The organism is Nocardia sp. NPDC006982 (genome assembly GCF_042869435.1).
Classification (GTDB): Bacteria; Actinomycetota; Actinomycetes; order Mycobacteriales; family Mycobacteriaceae; genus Nocardia.
Map to the genome: position 1 here is coordinate 204,661 of NZ_JBIAFV010000002.1, position 10,810 is coordinate 215,470.

The 10,810-nt window shown below is 65.2% G+C and carries 12 protein-coding genes and 1 tRNA gene; 6 read left to right on the forward strand and 7 right to left on the reverse strand.

Annotated features, from left to right (window positions below):
• Nucleotides 1-133 precede the first annotated feature (133 nt).
• Entirely contained in the window at nt 134-1,405 is a 1,272-nt protein-coding gene (gene purD, locus ACFYOW_RS09930; RefSeq protein WP_387286396.1) for a phosphoribosylamine--glycine ligase, read from the reverse strand.
• 190 nt (nt 1,406-1,595) lie between these two features.
• On the opposite strand from purD, the gene ACFYOW_RS09935 reads away from it, so the two are divergent.
• Complete coding sequence (locus ACFYOW_RS09935) at nt 1,596-1,970, forward strand: PH domain-containing protein (protein WP_063046650.1); 375 nt, start codon at nt 1,596-1,598, stop codon at nt 1,968-1,970.
• Here the strand turns inward: ACFYOW_RS09935 and ACFYOW_RS09940 are convergent.
• Nucleotides 1,958-3,028, reverse strand: a complete 1,071-nt coding sequence (locus ACFYOW_RS09940; RefSeq protein WP_387286398.1) for an alpha/beta fold hydrolase — start codon at nt 3,026-3,028, stop codon at nt 1,958-1,960. The genes ACFYOW_RS09935 and ACFYOW_RS09940 overlap by 13 nt on opposite strands.
• A gap of 113 nt (nt 3,029-3,141) precedes the next feature.
• On the opposite strand from ACFYOW_RS09940, the gene ACFYOW_RS09945 reads away from it, so the two are divergent.
• Entirely contained in the window at nt 3,142-3,567 is a 426-nt protein-coding gene (locus ACFYOW_RS09945) for an HIT family protein (protein ID WP_387286400.1), read from the forward strand.
• Nucleotides 3,568-3,782: 215 nt separating this feature from the next.
• Here ACFYOW_RS09945 and ACFYOW_RS09950 read toward each other — a convergent pair.
• The 3 genes from ACFYOW_RS09950 to ACFYOW_RS09960 all read right to left on the reverse strand — a co-directional run bounded on the left by ACFYOW_RS09950 (nt 3,783) and on the right by ACFYOW_RS09960 (nt 5,188).
• Nucleotides 3,783-3,857: transfer RNA gene (locus tag ACFYOW_RS09950), tRNA-Thr, on the reverse strand.
• 126 nt (nt 3,858-3,983) lie between these two features.
• Complete coding sequence (locus tag ACFYOW_RS09955) at nt 3,984-4,226, reverse strand: MbtH family protein (protein ID WP_011207082.1); 243 nt, start codon at nt 4,224-4,226, stop codon at nt 3,984-3,986.
• A gap of 128 nt (nt 4,227-4,354) precedes the next feature.
• Nucleotides 4,355-5,188 (reverse strand): alpha/beta fold hydrolase, encoded by an 834-nt coding sequence (locus ACFYOW_RS09960; protein ID WP_387287424.1) that lies wholly within the window; start codon nt 5,186-5,188, stop codon nt 4,355-4,357.
• Between the two features lie 188 nt (nt 5,189-5,376).
• Between ACFYOW_RS09960 and ACFYOW_RS09965 the strand changes: the two genes are divergently transcribed.
• The 4 genes from ACFYOW_RS09965 (at nt 5,377) to ACFYOW_RS09980 (ending at nt 9,513) form a co-directional block, all read left to right on the forward strand.
• Nucleotides 5,377-5,547 carry a hypothetical protein gene (locus ACFYOW_RS09965; protein WP_169338030.1) on the forward strand — a complete coding sequence of 57 codons (171 nt, stop codon included), beginning with the start codon at nt 5,377-5,379 and terminating at the stop codon, nt 5,545-5,547.
• An 83-nt stretch (nt 5,548-5,630) separates the two neighbouring features.
• Entirely contained in the window at nt 5,631-7,208 is a 1,578-nt protein-coding gene (locus ACFYOW_RS09970) for a trehalose-6-phosphate synthase (RefSeq protein ID WP_387287426.1), read from the forward strand.
• 74 nt (nt 7,209-7,282) lie between these two features.
• A complete protein-coding gene (locus ACFYOW_RS09975) occupies nt 7,283-8,020 on the forward strand; it encodes a response regulator transcription factor (RefSeq protein WP_387286402.1) in 738 nt (245 codons plus the stop codon).
• Nucleotides 8,017-9,513, forward strand: coding sequence for a sensor histidine kinase (locus ACFYOW_RS09980; RefSeq protein WP_387286404.1), 1,497 nt, complete (start codon nt 8,017-8,019; stop codon nt 9,511-9,513). The genes ACFYOW_RS09975 and ACFYOW_RS09980 overlap by 4 nt, the downstream gene beginning before the upstream one ends.
• Here ACFYOW_RS09980 and ACFYOW_RS09985 read toward each other — a convergent pair.
• Both ACFYOW_RS09985 and ACFYOW_RS09990 read right to left on the reverse strand, forming a co-directional pair.
• On the reverse strand, nt 9,510-10,046 hold the full coding sequence (locus ACFYOW_RS09985) for a h domain protein (protein WP_387286406.1): 537 nt from the start codon (nt 10,044-10,046) through the stop codon (nt 9,510-9,512). The two genes, ACFYOW_RS09980 and ACFYOW_RS09985, sit on opposite strands and share 4 nt — an antisense overlap.
• Nucleotides 10,043-10,771: a hypothetical protein gene (locus ACFYOW_RS09990; protein WP_387286408.1), complete on the reverse strand. Its 729-nt coding sequence runs from the start codon at nt 10,769-10,771 to the stop codon at nt 10,043-10,045. The genes ACFYOW_RS09985 and ACFYOW_RS09990 overlap by 4 nt, the downstream gene beginning before the upstream one ends.
• Between the last annotated feature and the right edge of the window lie 39 nt (nt 10,772-10,810).

The window sequence follows — 10,810 nt, forward strand, 5'->3', positions numbered from 1 at the left end:
GTCTTCCGCGCGACGGTTCGCGGCCCGTCTCGCGTCCGAGTCGTCGAAGCGCATGCGACGAAGTCGCGAGTCTCGACGACTCGGACGCGAGACACCTGGGGGCCGCGAACACGCCGCGCCGCAGGCGCGGCAATTAGACACTGATGCGATCCTCGACCGCCGCGAGACCGATGTCGGTGCGAAAGTGGCTGCCCGGCAACTTGATCGAGGCAATTCGGTCATAGGCGTGCGCGCGAGCCTCGGCCAGATCCGCGCCGATGCCGACGACGCTCAGCACACGACCGCCCGCGGAGACCAGGGCCCCGTCCTCGCGCGACGCGGTTCCCGCGTGCAGCACGGCGGACGAGTCGTCGGTATTGCCCTCGCCCGCTCCGGTGATCACATCACCGACGCGGGGACGACCCGGATAGTTCTCGGCGGCGATCACGACCGTGACGGCCGAACCGTCGCGCCAACGCGGTGCGGCGACCTCAGCGAGCGTGCCGGTCGCCGTGGCGTTCAGCAATTCGCCGAGCGGGCTCTCCAACAGCGCGAGCACCGCCTGGGTCTCCGGATCGCCGAAGCGACAATTGAATTCGACGACGGCGGGTCCGTCCGCACCGATCGCCAGACCCGCGTAGAGCAGTCCGGAGAAGCCGCAGCCACGCCGCACCAACTCCGCAGCAACGGGCTTCACGACATCCTCGACGATCGCGGTGACCGTCTCCTCCGGCAACCACGGCAGCGGCGTGTAGGCACCCATACCGCCGGTATTCGGCCCGGTGTCGCCGTCGCCGACGCGCTTGTGATCCTGCGCGGGCAGCAGCGGCACCACGGTCTCGCCGTCGACCAGGCAGAACAGCGAAACCTCGGGTCCGTCCAGGAAAGATTCCAGCAGCACCGGATGGCCCTGCTCGAGCAGTTCGGCACCATGATCGCGGGCCGCGAGCCGGTCGGCGGTCACCACCACGCCCTTGCCCGCGGCCAGACCGTCGTCCTTGACCACCCAGGTCGGGCCGAACCGATCCAGCGCGGCATCGAGTTCAGCGGGGTTGTCCACAATCTCGCTGTGCGCGGTGCGGACCCCGGCGGCTGTCATGACGTCCTTCGCGAACGCCTTCGAACCCTCGATGCGCGCGGCCGCAGCGGACGGACCGAAGCACGCGATGCCCGCGGCCCGGATCGCATCGGCGACGCCGAGCACCAGCGGCACCTCGGGGCCGATCACCACCAGGTCCGCGTCCAGGTCGGTAGCCAGGGCGACAACTGCCTCCGCGGAGGACTGATCGACCGCTCTGACCTGCGCGTACTGGGCGATCCCGGCATTGCCCGGCGCCGCGAACAGTGCGGTCACCGCGGGGTCCCGGCGCAGGGCCAGGACGAGGGCATGTTCACGGGCTCCGGAACCGATGACGAGTACGCGCACGGGCAACAGCTTAGGTTGTTGCCAATGGTGGCTGACCAGCAGTCCGTTGACCCGCCACTAGTGGTTCATCACCTGTACATCGACCCGCGCCGAATTCCGTTCACAACTCCCCCGCGGCGCCGACCGGTGTGGATGATTGATGAGAGGGGGCGCGACAGCCGACCTCCACCGCGCAAAGGACGTGCTGACTATGGGTCTGATCGACGGACTGATGGGCAATGCCGGGCGGATCGATCCCGGTAAGGCGCAAGAGGAATACGCGAGACTGATGGGCGGCGGTGAGCAGGTATACGCCGCGTATCTTCTTGTCCGCGACGCGATTCTGTTCACCAACAAGCGTCTTATTTTGGTCGACAAGCAGGGGGTCACCGGCCGCAAGGTGAGCTATCACAGCATCCCCTACCGCGCCATCACCCACTTCTCGGTGGAAACCGCGGGCACCTTCGACCTGGATGCCGAACTCTGCATCTGGATCTCCGGCACCCACGAACCGGTGCAGAAGCGGTTCAACCGCCAGGTCGACATCTACGAAGTGCAGAGCATCCTTTCGCACTACGTCGCCTGAGTGCATGACCTGAGCCCGCTGATGACCACCGGCCGGACCCGGGTCAGCAGCAGTTCGAGGAATTGCTCGGGCTGCCAGAATGCCGCGAAGTGGTTGGCGTCCGCGATCAGCGCGAACTCTTTGTGCGGCGCCTCGACATCGTCGAAGTAGCGGCGCGCCCTGGCCGCGGGCATCAGGCTGTCGTGTTCGCCCTGAAAGATGAAGAACGGCAACTCGAATCGCGTGCCGTCGCGCCAGGCGTCGAAGTGCACGGATTCGACGCCGACCCGTTCGGAGAACTTCATGCCGTCCGCTCCCGCCTTCAGATCGCGCAGCCGATGCCGCGGTGAGAACCACATCGACGGCACGATCAGTTTCTTCAGGATTCCGGTGAGCATGGGATCCGAGCTGGTCGCCAGTTTTGCGTGCAGGCCCCACTGCTCGGCGGTCCACCGCGTGGCATCCGGCCCCATCTCCTCCAATTTCGCTGCCGCGGTGCGCTTTCCGGCTTTGCGTAACCGTTGCACAATCGCGAAGAAGGCACTGTGGTCGGGTTCGCCGCCGGTGATGTTCTGGTCGGTGCCCACGTATGCCGAGTACAGCTCGGGGTGGTTGCGGGCAAGGCGAAGTCCGAGCACCGAGCCGAAGGAGGCGGCCAGCAATACCACCTTGTCGGCGTGCAGCCGGTCGCGCACGTGGCGGGTAACCTCGAGTGCGTCGGTGTAGAGGCGGTCGAAGGTCATCTCGCCCTGTGTGCCGCGACCGAAAGTCTTTCCCGCGCCGCGCATATCCCACCGAACGATCGTGAAGTGCTTTTCCCACGCCCGAGTTCGATTGGCGAAGTAGGTGTTCGAGGCGCCGGGGCCGCCGTGCAGTTCCAGCAGCACCGGGTTGGCCCGATCCTCACCGCGGATTTCGATCCACTGCTCGATGCCCCCGATGGTGACGAAGCCCGCCTCCGAGATGCCGTTCGGCGTGTCGATACGGAGCGCATGAGCATTGCTGCGGCGACGCAGCTGACGGTGGGTGAGCAAGCCCGCGGGGGCGGCGGCTGTCGCGGCAAGGGCGATGGTGATCATGTCGTTCCTAAACTGTGTCCGATGGAAACTGATATGTGTACGATAGACACAGTTTGATGGCGAGGTCAACACCCGAACCATCGATCAGGAACTCTCGGCGTAGCCTGCGGTGCATGGCTTCTGTTTTCAGCGCGATCATCGAAGGCCAGCTGCCGGGCCGTTTCGTCTGGGAGGACGACGAATTCGTCGCATTCCTCACCATCGCCCCGGTGACGCAAGGGCACACGCTGGTGGTCCCCCGCAAGGAGATCGATCAGTGGCAGGACGTCGACGCCGACACCTTCGCGCGGCTCAACAGCGTCGCGCAGAAAGTCGGCCAAGCGGTCCGCCACGCCTGGGACGCCCCCCGCGCCGGCCTACTCATCGCCGGCCTCGAAGTCCCCCACCTCCATGTCCACGTCTTCCCAGCCTTCACCATGGGCAACTTCGACATCTCCGGCGCCAACCCCCACCCCACCCCCGAATCCCTCGACGAAGCCCAAACCAAAATCAAATCCGCCCTCCGCTCCCTGGGCTACGGATCCAACGTCCCCGACTAACCTCGCCAGGCGCCCCCGAGAATGCATTGGTGGAGGGGTGTTCTCGGGGTTCACCTCAACCAGGACATGGTGATCACACGTCCAAGAGCGCTCACGAGAGTCGGCACGGCGTGGTCTGAATTAGTCGCCAGTGCGGCCGAAGACGAGGAACGGGCGCGCCGTTGACGGCGCGCCCGTTTCACGTGAACGGGCGCGCCGTAACCGACGCGCCCGATTGGAGCCCCCTGTCAGGATTGAACTGACGACCTTTCGCTTACAAGGCGAGTGCTCTACCACTGAGCTAAGGAGGCGGACGGTGTCTTACTCAACAAAACGGTGCCAATCATAACCGGGCACGCCAGCTGCGTGACACCGGCTTACGGTGCCACGCAGTGACGGTTCAGCAGTGGGCCCGGCGCAGTATCGGATACCGCGGGTCAGGACTGGGCGCCCTGACGGGCCGCGTCATCGGCGGCCATTGCGTCACGCAGGCTCTTCGGACGCATATCGGTCCAGTTCTTCTCGACGTACTCCACGCACGCGGCGCGGCTGTCCTCGCCGAAAACGACTCGCCATCCGGCCGGAACCTCCGCAAAGGCCGGCCACAGCGAATGCTGTTCCTCATCGTTGACCAGAACGAAGAAGCGACCGTCTTCGTCATCGAAGGGGTTGGTGCTCAATTTCACCTCACTGGATACTGGCGCATGTACGGGATCGCCCTTGGCTCGTCCAACGCTGTCGAGCGCCGGAAGCTCCCCGAGCGTTGTGTCGACCCTAGCAAGGCAGACGTTACGCGTAGGCAGTTACCTCAGGCCGCGAAGAAATCGAGCAGGATCTTGTTCACCGCTTCTGGACGCTCGAGATAGCCGTAGTGCCCCGCATCAGGAACTTCCAGGTAACGCGCACCCGGAATGGCCTCGGCAACCTCCCTGGACAGATACGGCGGAATCATCCGATCGTCGGCGAATCCGATGGCCAGGCACGGCACCTTGATGCCGCGGTAGGCCTGCACCCGGTCGAAATCGTGGTCCATCCGGCGCTGGGCGCGGATACCGGGCGTCACCGCACCGCCGGTGAATTCGAACAGATCGAGCCAGTCGCGGGCAGCGTTCGGATCGGCCATGGTCGCGGGCGACATATTCATCACCGCGGTCACGGCGGCCTCGTACTTCGCGGGCAAGCTGACCCCGCTGGCGTCGAGTTCGTGTTCGCCGAGCGAGAGCGTCTTCTGGAACTGGTCGAGGCGGCCGTGTCCGGCCATGAACACGGCCTTGCGCACCAGTTCCGGACGCGCCAGCGCGAGTTCCTGCGCCACCCGCGCACCCATCGAGGTACCGACCACCAGTGCGGGACCCTCATCGAGCAGTTCGATGAGTCCGGCGGTATCGCCGACCAGTTGATCGATGGTCATACCGTCGGCCGCCTCATAGGACGGTTTGATGCCGCGATTGTCGAATGTGCAGACCCGATATCCGGCCTTGACCAGCGCCGGGACCTGATGCAACTCCCAGACCCGGCCCGGGCTGCCGGTGCCCATGATCATGACGACCAGCGGACCCGTGCCCTTCGCCTCCGTGCCCTTGGTTCGGTCGCCCTTGACCTGGTAGTTGAGTGAAATTCCGTTCACCGTGGCCAGCGGCATATCGACCCTTTCGTGGAGTTGGTGCTGCGTTCCCACGGTATAGGGCTTCGGTTTTCGGCGAGCAGGCGAAGGGTATGACGCCGAACGTGTCGGAGGTCACCCGGATCCGGATGCGGCATACCGCGGTGGTGGCCAGATACCATTGACTATTCGCACGTACGAGCGTACTGAGCCGGGAGGACAAGAAGATGGCCGCGAAGAGCAGCGCGAACGACATCGCGGACGACGATCTGGAACCACTCGCCGACGAGACCGCCCGTCAGGCGCAGCGAGTTGTCGCGGCCTACGCGGAGGATGCGGACGAATGCCGGATGCTGCTGTCCATGCTGGGCATCGGGCCTAACTCTCGGGGCGAGTAACCACCTCGACGTCAACGGGGCCGTCGACTATTCACAACTTCAAACGCCGAAAGCGACGCGCAAAGGATGCGTGAGTGGACCAGATGACCCAACAGCCGTCCGAGGACTCCGAACACGCCTTTCTAGAGCCCCCATCCGAACCCGACACCACGGTGGTCCCTTCCGCCCTCGCCGAGATGAGCGGGGCCGGTTCCGGCTTCGTCGTCGTCGCCAACCGGCTGCCGGTCGACCTGGAGAAACTGCCCGACGGTTCCACCCGTTGGAAGCGCAGCCCGGGCGGTTTGGTGACCGCACTGGAACCGGTGCTCCGCAATAACAAGGGGGCGTGGGTCGGCTGGGCCGGCGTTCCCGATGTCGATATCGATCCGATCATCGAGGACGGCCTGGAACTGCATCCGGTGCCGCTGTCCGCGGAGGAAGTCTCCGAGTATTACGAGGGCTTCTCCAACGGCACGCTGTGGCCGCTGTACCACGATGTGATCGTGCGCCCGGTCTATGACCGGGCCTGGTGGGCCGCCTATGTCACGGTGAACCGGCGCTTCGCCGAGGCCACCGCGAAGGTCGCCGCCGAGGGCGCGACCGTGTGGGTGCAGGACTACCAACTGCAGTTGGTGCCGAAGATGCTGCGGATGCTGCGCCCCGATCTCACTATCGGATTCTTCCTGCACATTCCGTTCCCGCCGGTCGAACTGTTCATGCAGATGCCGTGGCGGACCGAAATCATCGAGGGCCTGCTCGGCGCCGACCTGATCGGCTTCCACCTGCCGGGCGGCGCGCAGAACTTCCTCTACCTGGCCCGCAGGTTGGCAGGCCAGCCCACCTCGCGCGGCACCGTCGGTGTGCGGTCCAAGCTCGGCGTGGTGCAGGTGGGCTTCCGCACGGTTCGGGTCGGCGCGTTCCCGATTTCGATCGCCTCGGCCGAACTCGATGAGCATTCGCGGCGCCGCTCGGTCCGCGAACGGGCCGCGAAAATCCGCGCCGAACTCGGCAATCCGAAAAATATCCTGCTCGGCGTCGACCGCTTGGACTACACCAAGGGCATCGATATCCGCTTGGCCGCGCTGGAGGAGTTGCTGCTGGAGAACAGGCTGGATCCGGCCGATACCGTCATGGTGCAGCTCGCTACCCCGAGCCGTGAGCGGGTGGAGAGCTATATCCAGATGCGCGGCGATATCGAACGCCAGGTCGGCCGGATCAACGGTGAATTCGCCAGGGTCGGTTATCCGGTCGTGCACTATCTGCACCGCCCGATCCCGCGTGACGAACTCGTCGCCTTCTTCGTGGCAGCCGACGTCATGCTGGTGACGCCGCTGCGTGACGGGATGAACCTGGTCGCCAAGGAGTACGTCGCCTGTCACAGCGGTCTCAACGGAGCATTGGTACTGAGCGAATTCACCGGTGCCGCAGCAGAATTGCGTCAGGCGTATCTGTGCAACCCGCACGACCTGAACAGTGTGAAGGATGCCGTCATCTCCGCACTGGAGGACGACCGCGATACCCGTCGCCGCCGAATGCGCTCCCTGCGCCGTCAGGTGCTCGCCCACGATGTGGACCGCTGGGCGCGGTCATTCCTGGAGGCGCTGGCTCAGGACCAGGTCGCCGGGAGTGCACTGCTCACCGACGACGATGTGTACCCGGAGTCTCGAGCGCCCCGTCGCTGACGCCACACCTCACTCACAGGAATCACCCAGCCAAGGTCCAGACAGTTCCCAGTCGATTGCCGGACTATGAAGCAATGAGTGGTGCGCCTGCGGAGTCCACGCCAGAGGCCCGAGTGCTGGTGGTGGACGACGAACCCATGATCGTGGAGCTCCTGTCGGTGAGCCTGCGCTATCAGGGGTTCGCCGTCGATACTGCGATCGACGGGGCGCAGGCGCTGGACAAGGCGCGCACCTTCCGGCCGCAGGCACTGATCGTCGATGTGATGATGCCCGGCATGGACGGCTTCGGGCTGCTGCGCCGACTGCGCGCCGACGGCATCGACGCACCGGTGCTGTTCCTGACTGCGCGCGACGATGTGCAGGACAAGGTCGCCGGACTCACCCTCGGCGCCGACGACTACATCACCAAACCGTTCAGCCTCGAGGAAGTGGTGGCCCGGCTGCGAGTTGTCCTGCGCCGCTTCGGTCATGCCGCGCCGCAGCGCGAGAGTTCGCGACTCCGGTTCGAGGACATCGAACTCGACGACGATACGCACGAGGTGTGGAAGGCGGGCGAGCCGGTTGCGTTGTCGCCCACCGAATTCACCCTGCTGCGGTATTTCATGGTCAATGCCGGGACGGTGTTGAGTAAGCCGCGCATTCTGGATCATGTGTGGCGCTACGACTTCGGGGGTGAGGTCGGCGTGGTCGAAACCTATGTCTCGTATCTGCGCAAGAAGGTCGACACGGGCGATCAGCGCTTGATTCACACGCTGCGTGGCGTGGGCTACGTGATGCGCGCGCCGAATCGCACACGCCAGTCGGAGAAATGATCACGTCTCGGCTCGGACAGACCCGTCGCAAACTGGCACGCGCTTCTTCGGCGATTCCGCTGCGGGTCACGCTGGTGCTGGCGCTCGTACTGCTTTGCGCGCTCGGACTGTTCGCATCCGGCATGGTCGTCACCTCGGCGCTGGAGAATTCACTGCTGCACCGCACCGATCAGCAACTTCGCGATGCGGTGATGGCGTGGTCGCGGCCGCGGCCGCCGACTCCTTCGAATCCGTCGCATCCGTCCAGCACCTTCTATGTCCACATCGAGCCGACCCCGGGCGGCAACGGCACGACTTATCTCGAGACCAGACCGTTCAACGAGGAGGCCGAGCCGGAACTGCCGCGACTGCCCGATGTGCGGCCGACCACGGATCCGCCGGGCAGCAAGGTCCTCACCAGAGCGATGACCGTCGGCTCCAAGAACGGTTCGACGGTCAAATGGCGGACCATGACTGCGGTGTCACCCGATACGACGACAACGGTCGCAATACCGCTCACCGAGAGCATCGACACGGTCAATCGACTGATCATGTTGCAGCTCATGGTCGGTGCCGCGGTGCTCGCCGCGCTGGCGGTGCTCGCCTACTTCGTGATCCGACGCAGTCTGCGGCCGTTGCGCGCGGTCGAGAAGACCGCCGCCGCCATTGCCGCCGGTGATCTGCATCGCCGAGTTCCGGTGCGCGGCACCAACACCGAGGTCGACCGGCTTTCCCAATCGCTCAACGGCATGCTGGCCCAGATCCAACGGGCCTTCGCCGCGACGGAAGCCTCCGAATCGGCGGCCCGGCGCTCCGAGGCGAAGATGCGCCGCTTCGTTGCCGACGCGAGCCATGAACTGCGCACCCCGCTCACCACCATCAGCGGCTTCGCCGAACTGTATCGACAGGGCGCGACCGCGGAACCGGCCATGTTCATGGACCGTATCGAACACGAGGCCCAGCGCATGGGGCTCTTGGTCGAGGACCTGTTGATGCTGGCCCGCTTGGACGCACAGCGTCCGCTGGAATTGGGGCCGGTCGACCTGCTCGCCATCGCCAGCGACGCCGTGCACAATGCCCGCGCCGTCACCGCGGCCAATGGCGACGACGGTCCGCGCCGCTCTGTCGAGCTGGAAATCCGTTCGGGCACAGGAACATTGGAAGTGACCGGCGATGAAGCGCGGCTGCGTCAAATCCTGGCCAACCTGCTGAACAACGCGCTCACGCACACACCGCCGGACGCCGACGTCAAGGTCCGGCTGACCCCCACCGACGACGAGGTCCTGCTGGAGGTCGCCGACACCGGTCAGGGCTTGCCGCCCGAGGAGGCCGAGCGCATCTTCGAACGCTTCTACCGCACCGACACTTCCCGCACCCGCGCCAGCGGCGGCACCGGCCTCGGCCTGTCCATCGTCCAAGCCTTGGTCGACGCACACAACGGCACCGTGAGCGTCGAAAGCGCCGAGGGCGAAGGCACCACCTTCACCGTCCGCCTACCCCGCGAAATCCACTAGATCGGGGTTACCGCGGAGACGAGCCAGCGGCTGTCGTTCTTGTCGAGGGTTACTCGGACTCGGCTGGTGCTGATGTTGGCCTGGGGGGAGTCCTTGCCGGTGCTTACCTGGTTCAGGTAGAGCAGGACTACTGCGTGGGCGGGTTCGGCGGAGACTACGCCGGTGGCCTGGGTGGTGGCCTGGACGTTGAGTTCCTTTTCCTTGGCGCCGGGGGCGATGGCTTCCTTGATCAGTTTCAGGTAATCGTCGCGGAAGCTGCCGCCGAGATTGTCGGCGGCCTTCGGCAATTCGGCGTCCACCGTTTTGAAGTTGTAGGTGAACATCGCTTCGACGGTGCGTTGGGCCGCGGGGACGGCCTGGGTGCGCGCCTGTTCGCTCTTGCGGTCGTTCCAATACTTGTATCCGGTGACGCCGCAGATGGCCGCCAGCGCGACGATGACGAGGGCGACCGCGGACGCCGCCAGAATCAGACGCCTACGCCCACCCGTCACCCAACCGCCACCCCTCATCGAATCGCTACGCGATGCTGTCATGCCACGAACTCCACTTGTGAGGCGGTGATCCCGTTATCGCCACGAGTGACGGTGACCCGGAATCGGTAGTACCGCGTCTGCGGATCCGCCATGCCCGCATTTGTCAGGGTCTGCTTGGCGGCGACCAGCACGCGTGCCGAATCACCGTCTTCGCTCTCGATGGCGGATTCGATGATCTCACCGGTGGCCTTCACCTTGGCCTGTTCGACAACGCTCGCGTAGGCGTCCTTGCGCTGCGAGTATTCGGCCTTGAGTTCGCCGGAGGCCACCGCGAGGACGCGATCGATATCGGCCTTGGCGGTGTCGTCCTTGATGGTGGTGAGATTGAGGATCGCCTGTTTGGCTGTCTGCACGTAGTCCGCGCGCCGCGCATCGCGGTCGGATGCGGTGTGCAGGTTGTAGGCGAAGAATCCGGTGCCGATCACCAGCGCGATCGCCACGAGCGCGGCCGCGGCGGCACCAGCGATGAGCACCCAGCGCGGCGGCCCGGACTTCGGAGCGTCGTCGACGACATCCGCGACGCTGGGTATTTCCAGCGTGGTCACGGGTTCGGCATCCTCGCTCGGACTGTCCGACTCCGACTTCGTCACCCTGACGGTGACATCGACGGCCTTGGTCAGCTCGACACCTTCGGTCTCGAGCGGGAGAGTGTCCTCCGGCGGCGGACCCGCCGAACGCACCGCCCGTCGCCTGGACCGGGCCTTGACCACACTGGATTCACTCATGCCTGCACCTCGCTGACGCTCGGTTCCGGCATGAGCGAA

Excerpts from the sequence above, each read along its gene's own strand:
- ACFYOW_RS09990 (WP_387286408.1), bottom strand. The coding sequence starts at position 10,771 with ATGAGTGAATCCAGTGTGGTCAAGGCCCGGTCCAGGCGACGGGCGGTG.
- ACFYOW_RS09940 (WP_387286398.1), bottom strand. The coding sequence starts at position 3,028 with ATGATCACCATCGCCCTTGCCGCGACAGCCGCCGCCCCCGCGGGCTTG.
- ACFYOW_RS09980 (WP_387286404.1), top strand. The coding sequence starts at position 8,017 with ATGATCACGTCTCGGCTCGGACAGACCCGTCGCAAACTGGCACGCGCT.
- ACFYOW_RS09960 (WP_387287424.1), bottom strand. The coding sequence starts at position 5,188 with ATGCCGCTGGCCACGGTGAACGGAATTTCACTCAACTACCAGGTCAAG.
- ACFYOW_RS09970 (WP_387287426.1), top strand. The coding sequence starts at position 5,631 with ATGACCCAACAGCCGTCCGAGGACTCCGAACACGCCTTTCTAGAGCCC.
- ACFYOW_RS09985 (WP_387286406.1), bottom strand. The coding sequence starts at position 10,046 with ATGACAGCATCGCGTAGCGATTCGATGAGGGGTGGCGGTTGGGTGACG.
- ACFYOW_RS09945 (WP_387286400.1), top strand. The coding sequence starts at position 3,142 with ATGGCTTCTGTTTTCAGCGCGATCATCGAAGGCCAGCTGCCGGGCCGT.
- ACFYOW_RS09975 (WP_387286402.1), top strand. The coding sequence starts at position 7,283 with ATGAGTGGTGCGCCTGCGGAGTCCACGCCAGAGGCCCGAGTGCTGGTG.
- ACFYOW_RS09965 (WP_169338030.1), top strand. The coding sequence starts at position 5,377 with ATGGCCGCGAAGAGCAGCGCGAACGACATCGCGGACGACGATCTGGAA.
- ACFYOW_RS09935 (WP_063046650.1), top strand. The coding sequence starts at position 1,596 with ATGGGTCTGATCGACGGACTGATGGGCAATGCCGGGCGGATCGATCCC.